Raw genomic sequence first — 17,585 nt, 5'->3', positions numbered from 1 at the left:
GTCAGGCGTTCGGCAACTTACCCTCTGTGGGGTTATTCAGTAATCGTGCGGGTAAGGCAGGGAAAAAGATAAGCTGACAGGCGTTAGCCGTCATCCGTTAAGCAACAGGATGGCGTTATTAATCCTACTCATGAGCCTTGCGCTACAGGGCTAACGTGTTGCACTGTTCAAAACGCGAGCGCATTATCCAGCAGCCTAAGGTGTTTCGGGTATAAATAGTAAGAAAATATAAAACGGTGCGAAAATCCACTGAGCGGTGCGTGGGGGGGAGAGCACTGGCCGCCATGTGGCAAGGGTTATCCAGGCAGACTGTGAGGTTAGCGTACCTCTCAGGCCATAAAATGTCAGACCACAAAATGCCAGACAGATTTCGGCACCTGGCCAATATCAAACAGCTTTCCGCCCGCGGCTAATTCCGCCCGACGATGATCGGCAGCACGGTACATATTAATAACGTCATGATCATCAGTCAGAGAATAATTTAGGTGATCAAACAATTTTTCAAGACTTTCTGGTGAATTCACTTTTCTGAATTTTAACAAATATTCGTAAACACTCATTTTCGCAAAATTATCAATAGTAGTGATTTTAGGGAATTCAGTATATTCGTCATAATATTTCTGTCCAGTAGTGAATTCAAAAATATATACCCTTCATACTTCAAGTTGCAGGTGTGTTGGCGGCGTTCGCTCACCCGAATCACTTACCTGAGTAAGCTCATCGGGATTCACTCACTTGCCGCGTTACAAGGCTCTAATTAGCCTTGCCCTAAAGGGCCAACGCGTGGCGTTGTTCAAAACGCAGTGCGTTTTGTCCTGCAACTCGAATTATTTAGGGTATACACTTGGTACGCATTGTGGTTAATAAAAATAGTCGTCAGGAGACGTCATCAAGTATCAATACGCCGTTGCGGGTTTCATTAACACGTCATTTCGTAAAACCGCGAGTAATGTGCCTGCGACTGATAAATAAAAGGATGAATAGTGCTTTCACTGGTTTTCTATACCTGTCGACATTCGGATTGTAGTAGAAAACACTGGCGTGAAGATTGGCGTTATATCTTGTGTCTCAGGGTAAATAGCGTGCTCTATGGGCGCATCGGTAGTGTGTGCTCCGGAGATTGTTGAAAGGCTGCCCGATAGGATTGTCAGCGCGCCGTAACCTGAAAATGCGAATGTGGTCAGGCATATCTTCGTTTCTTTGCCACCATCCTGAGCGTCAGGGCAATAGCAAAAAGGTGGGGATATCACTGGTTGCACAGAATGGGACTCCGCGCAGGTGGTGAAGGCGCGGGGAATCCGCATGTTGACGAAGGAGCGTTGGTCATGACGTCCAATCGGTTTCTTTCCGTCGATTTCGGGTCATGTCGATGACGTAGAGAAAAGGGAAACGTATATGCAAAGCAGAAAAATGCTTATCGCAATCAGTATACTCGGTTCCTCACTGGCGCAGGCGGCATCACCGTCTGATGTCAGTGTGGGGCTTTCCGGCATGAAAGCACAAATAGATAATGGGTTAGTTTCCGTCGCGATTGGCAGCGATGGCAGTATTGGCACACTGTCAAACGGCAGTCAAAATCTTATCGATAAAGCCAATAGCCAGGTGAACGCGCTGGGTAAAAGCAGTACCGGTTATCTGGATTATTATTCAGGCGCATTTCTGAAGTTTAAACCACAGCAGATTTCTGTGATTGAAAACACGAAAGACATTGTACATATTGCTTATATCGATAATGAAACCAGCGCATTGAGTCTGGAATACCATTTTATCGTACGGCGTGGTGTCAGCGGGATTTATAGCTATGCCGTGGCACGTAACGATACATCATCCAATCTGACGGTGAGCGAATTACGCGGGGTGTACCGGTTTAATCCTTTTCTGCTGGATCATATCTCCAATGGTATTCATACCACCAAACCTTACCTCTACTCCCAGCTCAATAACTTTGAGAAGATTCAGGATGAAACCTGGAAATTACCGGATGGTAGTTATTACTCCAAATACGACTTCGCCGGTTATATGCGCAAAACCCCGGTCTGGGGCGTATACGGCAACAATATCGGTGCATGGATAGTCCCGGGTAGTACTGAGTATATGTCGGGTGACGACACCAAGCAGGATTTGATGGTGCATCAGGACGGTCTGGCGATCATGTATATGACGGGGTCGCATTTTGGTACGCCGGACTTGATTGCCCCTCCAGGTTGGCAAAAGCTGTATGGACCCTGGTTGTTGTATGTGAACGCCGGTACCGATGAGCAGATGTACAGTGACGCGCTGGCGCGTAGTCTGCAGGAAATCGCCTCATGGCCATATAATTGGGTAAACGACAGTCGTTTTTCGGTGGATCGCGCCAGTGTCACCGGGAGTGTTAATACCACCGTCCCGTTAAACGTGACGCTATCGTCTTCGCTCAATGAAGCGTCAGATGTACAGACCTTAGGGTATGCCTTCACCACCAATACCGACAGTCAGGGAAATTTCCGCTTTGATAAGGTGCGCAAAGGAAAATATACCCTGACGATTTACGCCAATGGTGGCAGCAGGCCGGGCGTGCTCTACAGCGATGTAGTGAATGTCACCGGCAATACGCCGATACCTGCTATCCAGTTAGCTCAAGCGGCACCGGTGGTGTGGGCTATTGGTCAAAGTGATCGGCTGGCGTCTGAATTCCGATTTGGCGACCAGTTGCGTAATTATCACTGGCAGAATGATGTTCCCGCAAATCTGACTTATACCATCGGCGAGTCGAGTCCAGCACAGGATTGGTATTACGCCCAAACGAATCCCGGTAGCTGGAATGTGAATTATATCGATCGTGCCGATGGCAGCAGCAGGGTGCTGAATGTGGCGTTTGCCGCGGCCAGCAATCGTGGGATGACCAACCCGACGACGCCGTCGTTATCGGTGTTGGTCAACGGCACTAAAGTCAAAGACATTCAGTATGACAACGACAAATCCGTGTACCGCGGGGCGCTTAACAGCGGTAAATATCACTACGAGCGTATTCCCATCGACAGTGGCTTACTGCGCGACGGCACCAACACCATTACCTTCACGCTGAATGGCGGCACCTTTATGTATGACGCTGTGACACTGACAAAATAGCGACCGTCACTGGCTGCGTTTAGGGGTAATTGTCTGATCTATAAAATAAACAAAGCCGACACATGGTGTCGGCTTTGTTGTTTACAGTGCTGTCCGTTTACCGTGTTACTTACTACCGTGTTACTGACCGGCGAGCGGTTGGGGGGATTAGGCCCGATGTCCGCACAGCTTGTAATACAGGTCGTTCCAACGCAGTCCGTCTTTAAAGGCAGGCAGGGTGGTGTGCTGGTCGATCACCGTCAGTTCGATGTTATGCAGGTCGGCGTACAACCGTAAATAATCCAGATCAAGCGACTGCGTGAAGACAGTATGGTGTGCGCCACCCGCCAGAATCCAGGCTTCGGCTGCGGTTTCCAGTGATGGCTGTGCCTGCCACAGAGCACGGGCAACTGGCAGTTTCGGTAATGGGTGCGGTTGCGCGACAGCATCGACCTGATTCACCAGCAGACGGAAGCGATCGCCCAGATCGATCATGCTGACATTCAGTGCTGATCCGGCCGGGGCGGAGAAGATCAACCGCACCGGATCCGCTTTACCGCCGATCCCGAGGTATTGCGCATCCACCAACGGCTTGGCTTCACTGGCAATACTCGGACAGACTTCCAGCATGTGAGCACCCAACACCAGATTGTTACCTGGTGCAAAATGGTAGGTGTAATCCTCCATGAAGGAGGTCCCGCCGGGTAAACCTTGTGCCATCACCTTCATGACGCGCAGCAGTGCAGCGGTTTTCCAGTCGCCTTCAGCGCCAAAACCATATCCCTGTTGCATCAACCGTTGTACCGCTATGCCGGGGAGTTGTTTCAGGCCGTAGAGGTTTTCAAAGTTGGTGGTAAAGGCTTTAAAGTTACCCTGATCGAGAAAACGCTTCAGACCGAGTTCGATGCGAGCGGCATCCAGCAAATTCTGCCGTTTGGGACCGTGCAATTTGACCGCGTCGCTGAGCGTATAGGTTGCTTCGTACTCTTCAATCAGCGCTTCCACATCGCCCTGGCCGACATCGTCCACCACACCGACCAGGTCTCCCAATCCCCAGGCGCTGACGGCGTAGCCAAACTGAATTTGCGCGCCGACTTTATCACCTTCGGTGACCGCCACTTCCCGCATGTTGTCGCCAAATCGTGCCACTTTGAGCTGGCGGCTTTCCTGCAACGCGGCAGCAACGCGCATCCATTTGGCAATGCGTTCATGGGCGTTGCGATCCTGCCAGTGACCGACCACCACCTGATGGGCCTGACGCATGCGTGCGCCGATAAACCCAAACTCACGTCCACCGTGGGCCGTTTGGTTCAGGTTCATAAAGTCCATGTCCATACTGTCCCACGGAATATCGGCATTGAACTGGGTATGGAACTGCAATAACGGCTTATTCAGAATGCTCAGGCCACCAATCCACATTTTGGCGGGTGAGAAGGTATGCAGCCAGGTCAGCAAGCCGATGCAGTTATCCTGATAATTAGCGTCGCGGCACAGCGCGGTAATTTCATCCGGCGTTTTGACCAGCGGTTTAAGTACCAGCCGCACTGGCAGATTGGCGTCACGATTAAGGCCATTCACCACTTTTTCGGCATTCTCTTTCACCTGACGCAGTGCTTCCGGGCCGTACAGATGCTGACTGCCAATCACAAACCAGACTTCGAGCGGCTTAAATTGTTCCATGATGACTCCTGTTTGGGTTCCCAAAGGGATGTAAAAGTGATGGTCGGCAAACACTCAATGGTCTGCCCCGGCGTGGGGGCTGTAGGCGGGTTCCGCCAGCCGACACCACTGCTGATAACGTTCGTAAAGCTGTTGATAGCGGGCGACACGCTGTGGGTCCGGCATCAATGTGCGTTCGATTCCGCAGGCCATGTGCTGTTGTGCAGAAGGAATATCCGGGTGCGTCCCGGCGGCGACAGCAGCGAAGATGGCCGCACCCAGCGCGCAACATTGATCTGAGGCCACGATTTGCATCGGGCGGTTCATCACGTCGGTACACACTTGCATGATGGTGGCGGATTTACGGGCGATCCCGCCGAGCGCCAGCAGGTTTTCCACTGGAATCTGTTGAGACTCGAAGCACGCCATGATGGCGCGTGCGCCAAAAGCGGTGGCGGCAATCAATCCACCAAACAGCGGCGGGGCATCGGTACCGAGATTGAGGTCGGTAATCACACCTTTGAGCCGCTGATTGGCAAACGGCGTGCGACGGCCGTTAAACCAGTCGAGTACGATCGGCAGATGATCGAGTGAAGGGGCGTCGGCCCAGGCTTGTGTTAGCTGTGTCAACAGGCTGGATTGCAGTTGATCTAATTGTGATTGCCATTCGGGGTGTTCGCTGGCGGCCAGTTGCAACGGCCAGCCCAGCACGCGGCCAAACCAGGCGTACATATCACCAAAGGCCGATTGACCCGCTTCCAGCCCGATATAACCGGGCACCACGCTACCATCCACCTGACCACAGATCCCGGCGATCGTTTTATCGCCAACACGATCCGCGTCTGCTATCAGAATGTCGCAGGTTGAGGTGCCGATGACCTTAACCAGCGTGTAAGGTTGGGCCCCCGCACCGACTGCACCCATGTGGCAATCGAAAGCGCCGCCGGATATCACGACATTGTCAGGCAAACCTAATCGCTGTGCCCATTGTGGCGTCAGCGTGCCGACCGGGTGATCGGCGGTCCAGGTCTCGGTAAAGAGTGGGTAGTGCAGTTTTTCTGTCAGGCAGGGGTCGAGCGCTTGCAAGAAATCTTTTGGCGGTAGGCCACCCCAATCCGGGTGCCACAGTGATTTGTGCCCGGCGCTGCAACGGCCGCGACGAATTGCGCCCGGCGCCGTGGTGCCGGAGAGCAGGGCGGGTACCCAGTCACACAGTTCTATCCAGGAGACCGCTGCCTGACGTACTGCCGCATCCTGCCGGGTGATATGGAGAATTTTGGCCCAGAACCATTCCGATGAGTACACGCCACCGATGTAGCGGGTGTAATCCGGGAATTGGCCGCTGCGGCATAGCTGATTGATGGCTTCAGCTTCATCAATAGCGGTGTGATCTTTCCATAGCACAAACATGGCGTTGGGGTTATCCGCAAACTCCGGACGTAGCGCCAGCACGTTGCCTTGTTCATCTATGGGCGCAGGCGTTGAACCGGTGGAGTCGACGCCAATGCCGGTTATCTGCTGGCGCTGTTCGGGAGTCAATCGTGCGACCACAGTCCGAATCGCTAATTCCAGTGATTCGATGTAATCCAATGGATGGTGGCGAAACTGGTTGCTGGCCGGGTGACAATATTGTCCCTGACGCCAGCGCGGATAGTAGACCACTTCTGTTTCCAATTCCTGCCCGCTGTGGCAATCCACCGCCAGCGCACGGACAGAATCGCTGCCAAAATCAAGACCAAGAGTAATGGCGCCCGCACTCATCGTTGCTGCTCCTGTTAATCGTAGGGATCACGCTGTTTACGATAGACAGGCCGATTTAACGCCGTGAGGAGTCATTAGCTGGAAGTATGTACTTTTCTGTCACGCTCAGGGGTTTTGTGATGGCGGTCATAAGTTAACGGCAGGTTAAATTTGCTGAATCTATGCACGAATCAGCTGTAGTTTCTGAATGTGATTGCGCTCTCTCTTCGTGGTGAAAATACCCGCTACAACTTACCCGTCTGAAAGTAAACGGAGGATGGAATCACAATAACTTATTGTTTTTCCGTTGTTCCAGAAAAAAGCATTTTACTGAGAGCGTTTACATACGTGATGGCACCTCCGGTTGCCATCGTGGTAAAGATAACAATGAGCGGAGAAAACCATGCATAAATTCACTAAGGTTCTGGCGGCGATTGGCCTGGCTGCGGTTATGTCACAATCGGCTATCGCAGAAAATATGAAGCTGGGCTTTCTGGTTAAACAACCGGAAGAGCCCTGGTTCCAGACTGAATGGCGGTTCGCCGACAAAGCCGGTAAAGACCTGGGATTTGACGTTATCAAGATAGCCGTGCCCGATGGCGAGAAAACCCTCAATGCTATCGACAGCCTGGCTGCCAGCGGTGCCAAAGGTTTCGTTATCTGTACACCTGATCCGAAACTGGGGTCAGCTATTGTTGCCAAAGCGCGCAGCTATAACCTGAAAGTCATCGCGGTAGATGACCAGTTTGTGAATGCCAAAGGGCAACCGATGGACACCGTACCGCTGGTGATGATGGCCGCCACCAAGATTGGCGAACGTCAGGGCCAGGAATTATGGAAAGAGATGCAGAAACGTGGCTGGAAACTGCAAGACACCGCCGTTATGGCGATCACTGCCAATGAGCTGGATACCGCTCGCCGCCGTACGTCGGGATCGATGGAAGCGCTGAAAGCCGCTGGGTTCCCGGAAAAACAGATCTATCAGGTACCGACCAAGTCTAACGATATCCCCGGCGCATTTGATGCCGCCAACTCGCTGCTGGTGCAACACCCTAACGTGAAAAACTGGCTGATCGTCGGTATGAACGACAACACCGTACTGGGTGGCGTGCGTGCGACCGAAGGTCAGGGATTCAAGGCCGCGAATGTCATCGGTATCGGTATCAATGGGGTGGATGCGGTTAGCGAACTGTCCAAAGCACAGCCGACCGGTTTCTACGGCTCACTGCTGCCAAGCCCGGACGTACATGGCTACAAGAGCATCCAGATGCTGCATGACTGGGTAACGAAAGGCGTTGAACCGCAGAAATTCACCGAGGTGACGGATGTGGTGCTGATTACCCGCGATAACTTTAAAACCGAACTGCAGAAAAAAGGCTTGATGTAATGACCTTTGCCCGCCCGTGCTGGTAGTCGTGCGGGCAAAACACTGGCCGCGCTGTCACCCGACGGCGCAGACCATTGAGGATGCTGAAATGACCGTACAGTCGCCTTATTTATCTTTCCGGGGGATTGGCAAAGTTTTTCCCGGCGTCAAAGCACTGGATGACATCAGTTTTGACTGTCATGCCGGGCAAATCCACGCGTTGATGGGAGAAAACGGCGCGGGGAAATCCACCTTGCTGAAAATTTTGAGCGGCAATTACACGCCGTCGCAGGGAGAAATTCATATTAAAGGGCAACCAGTGCGCTTCACCAATACGATGGACGCGCTGAATGCCGGTGTGGCGATCATCTACCAGGAATTGCATCTGGTGCCGGAAATGACGGTAGCGGAAAACATCTATCTGGGGCAGTTGCCGCACAAGGGGGGGCTGGTAAACCAATCGCTACTGCGTTATGAGGCCGGTTTACAACTGGAACACCTTGGATTGGATATCGACCCGGATACCCCGTTGAAATACCTGTCCATCGGGCAATGGCAGATGGTGGAAATCGCTAAGGCGCTGGCACGTAATGCCAAAATTATCGCCTTTGATGAGCCGACCAGCTCGTTGTCGGCACGTGAGATCGAACAACTTTTCCGGGTGATTCGCGAGTTACGCAGCGAAGGACGGGTGATTCTGTACGTGTCACACCGTATGGAGGAAATCTTTGCACTGAGCGATGCCATCACCGTGTTTAAAGACGGGCGCTACGTGAAAACCTTCTCCGATATGCAGCAGGTTGACCATGCGCAACTGGTGCAGGCGATGGTGGGCAGGAATCTGGGCGACATTTACGGTTATCAGCCGCGTCCGCATGGCGAACCGCGGCTGGAACTGCACGAAGTCAAAGCTGTCGGTGTGAAATCACCGGTGTCGTTATCGGTGCGTAGCGGCGAAATTGTCGGCTTATTCGGGCTGGTGGGTGCCGGGCGTAGCGAACTGATGAAAGCACTGTTCGGCGCTACCGGTATTACCAGCGGCGAAGTGCGGCTGGACGGGCAACCACTGCGTGCCAGAACCCCCGGCGACGCAATTCGGAGCGGGTTGATGCTGTGCCCGGAAGATCGTAAGGCCGACGGCATCATTCCGGTGCATTCGGTGCGGGATAACATCAATATCAGCGCCCGTCGCAAACACATCAAGAACGGTTTCATCATCAATGAAGCCTGGGAGGAGGAAAACGCCGATCACCACATTCAGGCGCTGAATATCAAAACGCCGTCGCCGGAGCAACTGATCATGAACCTGTCCGGCGGTAATCAGCAGAAGGCGATCCTCGGTCGCTGGCTGTCGGAGGATATGAAAGTGATCATGCTGGATGAACCGACCCGCGGCATTGACGTCGGTGCCAAGCATGAGATTTACCACGTGATTTATGAGCTGGCCCGGCAGGGTATTGCCGTGTTGTTTGCGTCCAGCGACCTGCCTGAAGTGCTGGGGCTGGCGGACCGCATCGTGGTGATGCGCGAGGGTGCCATTTCCGGCGAATTGCTGCACGGTGAAGCCAGTGAGCAGCAGGTCCTGAGTCTGGCGATGTTAAAAACGACTGCTACTGAACCCGCGGTTGCCTGACCGCCAAGGAGTTGATGAATGTCTACGGTTAGTTCCCCTTCCCATGCCGGTAAATCTCATGGCTTCAGCCTGTCCCGTATCTGGGATAATTACGGCATGCTGGTTGTGTTTGCCGCACTGTTTTTAGCCTGCACGTTTTTTGTGCCCAATTTCGCTACCTTCATCAATATGAAAGGGCTGGGGCTGGCGATTTCCATGTCGGGCATGGTGGCGTGCGGCATGCTGTTTTGCCTTGCTTCCGGTGATTTTGACCTGTCGGTCGCGTCGGTGATTGCCTGTGCAGGTGTTACCACCGCCGTGGTGATCAACGTCAGCGAAAGTTTGTGGCTGGGCGTCGCCGCTGGTTTACTGCTTGGCGTTGCGTTCGGTTTACTCAACGGATTTGTTATCGCGCAACTGAAAATCAACGCATTGATCACCACACTGGCAACCATGCAGATTGTGCGTGGGCTGGCGTACATCATTTCTGATGGCAAGGCGGTTGGTATTGAAGATGAGCGTTTCTTCACACTGGGTTACGCCAACTGGCTGGGGTTACCGGCACCGATCTGGCTGACGGTCATTTGTATGGTGTTGTTCGGTTTGCTGCTCAATAAAACCACCTTTGGTCGCAATACGCTGGCGATTGGCGGTAACGAAGAGGCCGCCCGGTTGGCCGGGGTACCGGTAGTACGGACCAAAATCATTATTTTCGGTCTGTCCGGGCTGGTCTCTGCGGCGGCAGGCATCATTCTGGCGTCGCGTATGACCAGTGGACAGCCGATGACGTCTATCGGTTATGAATTGATTGTGATTTCAGCGTGCGTACTGGGCGGTGTGTCACTGAAAGGCGGTATCGGCAAGATATCCTATGTGGTGGCCGGGGTGTTGATCCTGGGGACGGTGGAAAACGCCATGAACCTGCTGAATATCTCGCCTTTTGCCCAATATGTGGTGCGTGGTCTGATTCTGCTGGCCGCGGTTATCTTTGACCGCTACAAACAAATGTCGAAGAAAACGGTGTGATAGCCGGATAGCGCCAGCCCGTGCTGGCGCTATCCATAACGAGACGAGAATCTCTTTTTCAGGAGGCCGCATGTATCACCGTATGGCGCATGAGTCCCAGCCTAACCCGTTGCTGCCCGGTTATGCGTTTAACGCCTATCTGGTGGCGGGACTGACGCCGATTCTGGCTGGCGGACCGCTGGATTTCTTCATTGATCGTCCAGATGGTATGAAAGGATACATCATTAACCTGACCATCAAAGGTCAGGGGAAGGTGTTGGATGGCGATGATACGTTTTTCTGTAACCCCGGCGACCTGCTGCTGTTTCCACCCCGGTCGCGTCACTACTATGGTCGTGCGCCCGGTAGCGACTGTTGGTATCACCGCTGGGTCTATTTCCGCCCTCGTGCCTACTGGGCCGACTGGCTGGAGTGGCACAGTAAAGGCTGTGATGTCGGGCGGCTGACGCTCTCCAGTACCGGGCTGTTGCAGGAGTTTGATAAGCTGTTCGCCAATATTGAACAGACCCACCGTTCCGGGCGGCGCTTTGCTGAAGAACTGGCGATGAATCTGCTGGAACGTCTGTTATTGCGGGCTATGGAGGAGGATCCACAGAGCCCGCAGCGCATTATGGACCCGCGCGTGATCGAGGCGTGCCAGTTTATTACCGGTAATCTGGCTGGAGAACTGCGCATTGATGAGGTGGCTCGCCATGTTTGTCTGTCGCCGTCGCGGCTGGCTCATCTGTTTCGTGAACAGGTTGGCGTGAACATCCTGCGCTGGCGTGAAGACCAACGAGTTATTCGCGCCAAGCTGTTGTTGCAGACTACACAGGAGTCGATAGCCGCTGTCGGTCGTGTGGTGGGCTATGACGATCAGCTCTATTTTTCCCGCGTTTTCCGCAAGCGGGTAGGCGTTAGCCCTAGCGATTTCCGGCGGCGTAACAGCGAAATCCATCATCCGGTGATAGAGAAACCGGTGGAGGTTTCTCCCTGGCGGGGTGAATCGCTCGTTCCGCCTCACCCTTGGGTCGTGACGCCATAATTACCTGTCGATGTACCCCGGCTATGACTGTGATGGGTAGTTATAGCCGGGGTTTCTATCAGTATTATCATCTCAGTATTACTATCCGGCACTGCCATCTCAGTACTGTCCGATAATCATCATTTTCCCCGGTGCTATAATAGGCTGTGTTCCGCCAGCGGTGAGCTGAAGGCGGGACGCCGCCTAATTGCACCAAGACAACGGGCCTGATCTTCAGGTCCGCCAATGAGGGGAAATATATGACGGAGACCATCTGTGTTGGTCTGCTAGGTTATGGTTATGCCAGTAAGACGTTTCATGCGCCACTGATTGCAGCCACGTCAGGAATGAAGCTGGCGGCGGTATCGAGCCGCGATGCGGGAAAAGTTCAGGCTGACTGGCCCTCAATGCACGTCGTGCCGGAGCCGCAGGCGCTGTTCACTGATCCCGATATCGATCTGATTGTCATACCCACCCCGAATGACACCCATTTTCCACTGGCACGTCAGGCGTTGCTGGCCGGTAAGCATGTGGTGGTGGACAAACCTTTTACCGTGACACTGTCACAGGCGCGTGAGCTGAACCAACTGGCAGAGCATGCGGGGAAACTCCTTTCCGTCTTCCATAACCGACGGTGGGACAGCGATTTCCTGACATTACAGCAATTGTTGAAAGCAGGGGCGCTGGGCGATGTAGTGTATATGGAGTCGCATTTTGACCGCTATCGACCGCAAGTGCGTCAACGCTGGCGTGAAGAGGGCGGCGAAGGGAGTGGTATTTGGTACGATCTGGCGCCACATTTGATTGATCAGGTGTTGCAGCTGTTCGGTTTGCCGGTGGCGATTCAGGCGGATATGGCGCAGCTTCGTCCCGGCAGCAAAGCCGCGGATTACTTCCACGCGACGCTGATTTACCCCCAGCGACGTGTCGTGGTGCACAGTACCATGTTGGCAGCTGCGCCAAGCGCACGTTACATCGTGCATGGCACCCAGGGCAGCTATGTGAAATTTGGTCTTGACCCGCAGGAAGACCGCTTAAAAGCGGGCGAAAAACCACAAGCTCATGATGACTGGGGGCAGGATAACCACGACGGTATTCTGACTCTGCACCGTGAGGGGGTACTGGCAGAACAAACCGTGCCGACTATTCCCGGGCATTACCAGGCTTATTATGCCGGTATTCGTGATGCGCTGTGGGGGCGGGGCGACAACCCGGTGCCTGTCGGACAGGCGATTAACGTGATGGAGTTGATCGAGCTGGGGCTGACCTCGTATGAACAGAAAAAAACGATGACACTGAAGAGCAGTTAGCCGGTAACCGTCATGATTTGTGACGTAAATCCTTGAACGTGAGACGGGTTTCAGTCTTGCATTATGGGTATTTATTGCTGATAGTGGGGCATTGTTTAAGCAGGCGATCTTAGGATCGCCTGTATTTTTTATGTCTGAGGATGCAAACACGCTATGGCATGGTTACAACGCTTGAAAATTGACAAATTTTTGCTGGTTTTGATTGCGGTCGTTATTACCGCGTCCATTTTCCCGTGTGAGGGCACGGCCAAGGTTTTTTTCGAAAACCTGACCACCGCCGCCATCGCACTGCTGTTTTTCATGCATGGCGCCAAGCTATCTCGTGATGCGATTACGGCTGGTATGGGTCACTGGCGGCTGCATCTGGTGGTGTTTGCCAGTACCTTTATTCTGTTCCCATTACTGGGGATCGGCATGGCGTTCCTGTCACCGCAGGTTTTAACACCCGGACTGTATCTGGGGTTCCTGTATCTGTGTGCATTGCCAGCGACGGTGCAATCCGCCATTGCGTTCACCTCGATGGCTCGCGGTAACGTCGCAGCCGCAATTTGTAGCGCCTCAGCATCCAGCATTCTCGGGGTTTTCCTGTCGCCGATCCTGGTCGGCCTGCTGATGCATACACAAGGTGGGCAAACTGATACGCTGCATGCGATCGGCTCCATTATCATGCAACTGATGGTGCCGTTCGTCATTGGTCATCTGTCCCGTCCGTTGATTGCCCGCTGGGTCGATCGTCATCGCAAACTGATCAATATCACTGACCGGTCATCTATTCTGTTAGTGGTGTACGTGGCGTTCAGCGAGGCGGTAGTGCAGGGGATCTGGCATCAGATTAACGGGTGGTCGCTGCTGGCGGTGGTTATCTGTTCGCTGGTGCTGCTGGGGATTGTGCTGGTCTGCACCACGCTGGCCGCCCGCAAATTGGGGTTCAATACCCCGGATGAAATCACCATCGTATTCTGTGGTTCTAAAAAGAGTCTGGCCAATGGTATCCCGATGGCTAACGTGCTATTTCCAGCCGCCGCCGTTGGGGCAATGGTGTTGCCGCTGATGATTTTCCACCAGATTCAGTTGATGGTGTGTGCGACGCTGGCGCAGCGCTATGCGAAGCGAGCCGTGTCGCCGGGTGAAGAAAAAGCGGGAAAATAACACATCCTATACAGGGTTAAACCACTTTTGCTGATGTCGGGAGTTTCCTTGCGAAATGGTCAACCGAGAGTGCATTGACTATAGTGTTAATCTGCGAGGCTTTTTGAGGCCTCGCAGCAATAGGGATAGAGAAAGTAATCATTACTTAATTGATGAGGGATAGACATGTATAAGAAAGTGCTGCTCTCGCTGAGTTTCCTCAGTGCCATTACCGCATCTCAGGCTTATGCTGCGACAACGGAAACCTGTGTCAAGACCGATGAAAGCGCTATCGCCAGTTTGTTTGATCGCTGGAATGCATCGTTACAGACTGGGGATGCGAAGAAGGTCAACGCCAATTATGAGGCCGACGCGGTGTTATTGCCGACACTGTCTGGAAAAATGCGTACGACAGATGCTGAGCGCATTGACTACTTTGAGCACTTTTTGGTGAAAAAACCGGTGGGTAACATTGATAACCGCGTTATCAAGATTGGTTGTAACGAAGCGCTGGATATTGGCAATTACACCTTCACATTTGGCGACAAATCACAGGTTAAAGCGCGTTATACCTATACTTATGCTTTCAAGGACGGTAAATGGTTGATCTCCAGTCACCATTCGTCCGTACAACCGAAAGACTAACTATGCCGTGATGGGATGCTGTCGACCATGTTATCGACAGGTCACTCCGGCATGAAAAAAGCGGATACCTTGTGGTATCCGCTTTTTTTTCCGGCGCAGTCTTATTACGCCTGTCGTTGTTGGGCACGCTGGCGCAACAGCTGTTTTTCCTGCTCGGAGATAAACGCCATACGCAGTCCGTTCTCTTGTGCCTGTCGGATATCTTCCGGCAACAGGCCTGCTAATGGCGCTGCTATCTCGTATTCATGGCGAATATCGATCCCTTGCACGGCAGGGTCGTCGGTGTTAATCGTCGCCGGAATACCGTGACGCAGGAAATGCACCAGTGGGTGCTCATGCATCGCTTTTACCGTGCTGGTCTGCAGGTTAGAGGTCAGGCAGGATTCAATGCCAATCTGGTGCTCTGCCATATATTCCATCAGTGCGCTGTCGACGATCGCCGTGACGCCGTGACCGATACGCTCAGCCCCCAGCTGCTGTATCGCCTGCCAGATACTTTCCGGACCGGCGGCTTCGCCTGCATGGGCGGTGATATGCCAGCCCGCATCGCGCGCTCGGGTAAAATGTGTGGTGAAGAGCTCACCGGGGAAACCGAGCTCATCGCCTGCCAGATCGATGGCAATAATACCGTCTTTGTGTGCCAGCAACGCGTCAAGCTCTTGCTCACAGGCGTGGGTACCAAAGGTACGACTCATGATGCCGATAAGGCGCACCATCACGGCGTGATCATGGTCGCGACAACCCGCGGTAACACCATCGATCACGGCCTCAACCACGCCTTCCAGCGGTAACTGATGGTTGAGAGCCATGTAGTAAGGCGAAAAACGTAGCTCGGTGTAATCCAGTCCGGCGCGGATCGCATCTTCCACGTTTTCGTAAGCCACTCGGCGGCAGGCATCCAGCGATCCCAGTACGGCCACACCCCAGTCCAGCTTTTGCAGGAAGCTGATTAAATCGGGTTCGTGGTCGATTATCTGTACGTGGGGACGCAGGGACTCGAGGTCATGGCCGGGCAAATCGATAGTAAACTGGCGGCCTAAGTCAAGGATGGTTTGGGGGCGGATATTACCATCAAGATGGCGATGGATATCCGTCAACGGAATGTACGGATCAATCATGTTGTATGTTGTACTCGTTTTTTATTAAAAAAATCCATCAGCAGGCGGTATTCCTTGTGACGCTGGCATTACGCCACCGTTCCACAAGGGACAGAGTCTGATAACTCGGTGTGCAGTATAAGAATAAACCCAGGCAATTTACCATTGATTGATAAAAAGAAGTTTATATATCAATGCGGACATAATACAAATTAAGCATAAGTACCTGATGCCAGCTTGTGTCATCCGCCTCGCGGTCTGTTGTACTGCATGTTAAAACGTGATGTGTTTGCCGAGTGAAAGAAACCGGCGCCTGAGTGGCGCCGGTGAGCGATTATGGACTGACGGATGCGTCCGGTTGGGTGTCTTCTGGTGCATCATCACCTTGCTCGGGCACATTTTCCGACGGCTGGGTGATAAACGGCGCGATGAACTCAGCCAACGGGATCTTACGCCCGTTGAAGGTCACGGTGCCATCGCTGTACTGCAGTGAACTGGTGATGGCGTTGTCTTTGGTGACGGTAACCTGGCTCATCTGACCAATATTGGCCATCAGTTGGGTCTGCTGACGAGCCATCTGGTCCAGTTGCTTTTTCTCTTCATCCGTGGTGGCTTTCGGCGCTATCTGTATCATCAGTTCGGTAAGCATATCCATCGGCACGTTGAGGCGTGCGTCCAGACTTTTAACAGACTGGCGGATAATCGCTTCCTCGTCAGAGAGATTCGCGGTTGGCGCGGTGCTCTTTTGCAGCGGATCGGTTAAATCCAACGCCAGCGTGAAGGTACTTTCGCCTTTGGCGTTTTTCCAGCTTAATGGCGCTACTTTGATACTCGGATTACCTTTCAACAATTGCGGCAAATTGTGCAGAACCAGAGCAGCTAACTGCTGGTCGTAAACTTCCGGCGTCATCTGATCGATGTTTTGCAGCAAGGATTGCAGGTTCTTCTGGTATTCCGTCACGAATTGGCGGGTACCTTTGCCATCCAGCCCGGAGAAGGCGAAGTTAATGTTCCACGACCCCAGATTTTGATCGCGAAATAGCGCCGACCCTAGCGACAGGGTCAGCTGTCCTGCGAGATTCGTGTCATCTTCCGAGCTGTGATTGACCAGCGAGAAATCGTTCAATACCAGGTTATCGCCGCTCTGAACATCCAGCGCCAGTTTCTTCAACGTGAGTTTGGCGTCGCCGACATTGAGATCGAATTTACCTTTGTGGGTGTCGCTGTTAAGCGCCAGATCCTGCAGCGTCAGTTTTTCATTCTGTCCTTGCAGGTTGGGTTTCTCCATCGTCAGGTTGGCCACATTGCCGACCACTTTGCCTGCACGCAGATTACCGGCCACATCGACCAACAGTGTTGTACCGCTGAAGTTAACCTTCGTATCCTGACTTTTAACGTCCAGCGCTTCCAGCGTGACGGCAGAGTGAGTATCTCCGTTATAGTCAATGCGGCTGTCTGCGGTGATGAACGGTTTGTTCTTCGTCAGATCAAACAGCGCTTTTACTGATTCAGTGTTGGCCAGCTCGCCGTGTACGGCGGCTAATGCCGGTTTCAGGCTAAACTGACTGGCGCTCAGCGGGAAGGGGCCGTGGAATACGGTGGCGTTAAAGACCACTTCGTCATTGGCACCTAACAGGCGTTGCCGGGCATCGGTACCGTCAGACTGTAACACCAACGCGACCTGGCTTTTGAACATACCGCGGTGATAGTCCCGGTAGGCGACCTTGATGCCTGATTGCGGGTACGCGTTTTTTAACTCGTTGTTCAGATTGTCGGTGACTTCCCCAATATGCTGTTCAATCTGTTTGCCGGTATACCAGGAGGCACCTCCCCAGGCTACGGCGAGCGCAATAACAACCCCAGCGGCTACAACTGTTTTTTTTGCCACGTTATATTTCCTTGTTGATTCAAT

General features: G+C 53.1%; 13 protein-coding genes. 8 read left to right on the top strand and 5 right to left on the bottom strand.

Annotation, left to right across the window (positions count from 1 at the left end):
* Positions 1 to 344: 344 nt before the first annotated feature.
* A complete protein-coding gene (ydgT, locus tag DD586_RS10390; protein ID WP_012884770.1) occupies positions 345 to 560 on the bottom strand; it encodes a transcription modulator YdgT in 216 nt (71 codons plus the stop codon).
* Positions 561 to 1,395: 835 nt separating this feature from the next.
* Here ydgT and DD586_RS10385 point away from each other — a divergent pair.
* Complete coding sequence (locus DD586_RS10385; RefSeq protein ID WP_012884769.1) at positions 1,396 to 3,108, top strand: polysaccharide lyase family protein; 1,713 nt, start codon at positions 1,396 to 1,398, stop codon at positions 3,106 to 3,108.
* A 147-nt stretch (positions 3,109 to 3,255) separates the two neighbouring features.
* Here the strand turns inward: DD586_RS10385 and araA are convergent, their stop codons facing one another.
* Both araA and DD586_RS10375 read right to left on the bottom strand, forming a co-directional pair.
* Positions 3,256 to 4,767, bottom strand: coding sequence for an L-arabinose isomerase (gene araA, locus DD586_RS10380; protein ID WP_012884768.1), 1,512 nt, complete (start codon positions 4,765 to 4,767; stop codon positions 3,256 to 3,258).
* Between the two features lie 54 nt (positions 4,768 to 4,821).
* Positions 4,822 to 6,507 (bottom strand): ribulokinase, encoded by a 1,686-nt coding sequence (locus DD586_RS10375; RefSeq protein ID WP_012884767.1) that lies wholly within the window; start codon positions 6,505 to 6,507, stop codon positions 4,822 to 4,824.
* Positions 6,508 to 6,889: 382 nt separating this feature from the next.
* On the opposite strand from DD586_RS10375, the gene DD586_RS10370 reads away from it, so the two are divergent.
* From DD586_RS10370 to DD586_RS10340, 7 genes are all read left to right on the top strand, one after another.
* Positions 6,890 to 7,873, top strand: a complete 984-nt coding sequence (locus DD586_RS10370) for an arabinose ABC transporter substrate-binding protein (protein WP_012884766.1) — start codon at positions 6,890 to 6,892, stop codon at positions 7,871 to 7,873.
* Between the two features lie 88 nt (positions 7,874 to 7,961).
* Positions 7,962 to 9,485, top strand: a complete 1,524-nt coding sequence (gene araG / locus DD586_RS10365) for an L-arabinose ABC transporter ATP-binding protein AraG (protein ID WP_012884765.1) — start codon at positions 7,962 to 7,964, stop codon at positions 9,483 to 9,485.
* Positions 9,486 to 9,503: 18 nt separating this feature from the next.
* Positions 9,504 to 10,490, top strand: coding sequence for an L-arabinose ABC transporter permease AraH (araH, locus tag DD586_RS10360; protein ID WP_012884764.1), 987 nt, complete (start codon positions 9,504 to 9,506; stop codon positions 10,488 to 10,490).
* 70 nt (positions 10,491 to 10,560) lie between these two features.
* Positions 10,561 to 11,514, top strand: coding sequence for an arabinose operon transcriptional regulator AraC (araC, locus tag DD586_RS10355; protein WP_012884763.1), 954 nt, complete (start codon positions 10,561 to 10,563; stop codon positions 11,512 to 11,514).
* A gap of 239 nt (positions 11,515 to 11,753) precedes the next feature.
* Positions 11,754 to 12,803: an oxidoreductase gene (locus DD586_RS10350; RefSeq protein WP_012884762.1), complete on the top strand. Its 1,050-nt coding sequence runs from the start codon at positions 11,754 to 11,756 to the stop codon at positions 12,801 to 12,803.
* Positions 12,804 to 12,956: 153 nt separating this feature from the next.
* Positions 12,957 to 13,952, top strand: coding sequence for a bile acid:sodium symporter family protein (locus tag DD586_RS10345; RefSeq protein WP_012884761.1), 996 nt, complete (start codon positions 12,957 to 12,959; stop codon positions 13,950 to 13,952).
* 165 nt (positions 13,953 to 14,117) lie between these two features.
* A complete protein-coding gene (locus DD586_RS10340) occupies positions 14,118 to 14,576 on the top strand; it encodes an SgcJ/EcaC family oxidoreductase (RefSeq protein WP_012884760.1) in 459 nt (152 codons plus the stop codon).
* Between the two features lie 104 nt (positions 14,577 to 14,680).
* On the opposite strand, the gene add is transcribed toward DD586_RS10340, so the two are convergent.
* Positions 14,681 to 15,694 carry an adenosine deaminase gene (add, locus tag DD586_RS10335; RefSeq protein WP_012884759.1) on the bottom strand — a complete coding sequence of 338 codons (1,014 nt, stop codon included), beginning with the start codon at positions 15,692 to 15,694 and terminating at the stop codon, positions 14,681 to 14,683.
* 313 nt (positions 15,695 to 16,007) lie between these two features.
* The gene (locus DD586_RS10330) at positions 16,008 to 17,561 is read right to left on the bottom strand and encodes a YdgA family protein (protein ID WP_012884758.1); all 1,554 of its coding nucleotides are present in this window, start codon (positions 17,559 to 17,561) and stop codon (positions 16,008 to 16,010) included.
* Between the last annotated feature and the right edge of the window lie 24 nt (positions 17,562 to 17,585).

The sequence above is a fragment of the Dickeya parazeae Ech586 genome, from assembly GCF_000025065.1.
In the GTDB taxonomy this organism is placed as follows: domain Bacteria; phylum Pseudomonadota; class Gammaproteobacteria; order Enterobacterales; family Enterobacteriaceae; genus Dickeya; species Dickeya zeae.
Note: the sequence above shows the minus strand (reverse complement) of the source record. Positions and strands in the feature narration are given on the sequence as shown.

Excerpts from the sequence above, each read along its gene's own strand:
- ydgT (WP_012884770.1), bottom strand. The coding sequence starts at position 560 with ATGAGTGTTTACGAATATTTGTTAAAATTCAGAAAAGTGAATTCACCA.
- DD586_RS10385 (WP_012884769.1), top strand. The coding sequence starts at position 1,396 with ATGCAAAGCAGAAAAATGCTTATCGCAATCAGTATACTCGGTTCCTCA.
- araA (WP_012884768.1), bottom strand. The coding sequence starts at position 4,767 with ATGGAACAATTTAAGCCGCTCGAAGTCTGGTTTGTGATTGGCAGTCAG.
- DD586_RS10375 (WP_012884767.1), bottom strand. The coding sequence starts at position 6,507 with ATGAGTGCGGGCGCCATTACTCTTGGTCTTGATTTTGGCAGCGATTCT.
- DD586_RS10370 (WP_012884766.1), top strand. The coding sequence starts at position 6,890 with ATGCATAAATTCACTAAGGTTCTGGCGGCGATTGGCCTGGCTGCGGTT.
- araG (WP_012884765.1), top strand. The coding sequence starts at position 7,962 with ATGACCGTACAGTCGCCTTATTTATCTTTCCGGGGGATTGGCAAAGTT.
- araH (WP_012884764.1), top strand. The coding sequence starts at position 9,504 with ATGTCTACGGTTAGTTCCCCTTCCCATGCCGGTAAATCTCATGGCTTC.
- araC (WP_012884763.1), top strand. The coding sequence starts at position 10,561 with ATGTATCACCGTATGGCGCATGAGTCCCAGCCTAACCCGTTGCTGCCC.
- DD586_RS10350 (WP_012884762.1), top strand. The coding sequence starts at position 11,754 with ATGACGGAGACCATCTGTGTTGGTCTGCTAGGTTATGGTTATGCCAGT.
- DD586_RS10345 (WP_012884761.1), top strand. The coding sequence starts at position 12,957 with ATGGCATGGTTACAACGCTTGAAAATTGACAAATTTTTGCTGGTTTTG.
- DD586_RS10340 (WP_012884760.1), top strand. The coding sequence starts at position 14,118 with ATGTATAAGAAAGTGCTGCTCTCGCTGAGTTTCCTCAGTGCCATTACC.
- add (WP_012884759.1), bottom strand. The coding sequence starts at position 15,694 with ATGATTGATCCGTACATTCCGTTGACGGATATCCATCGCCATCTTGAT.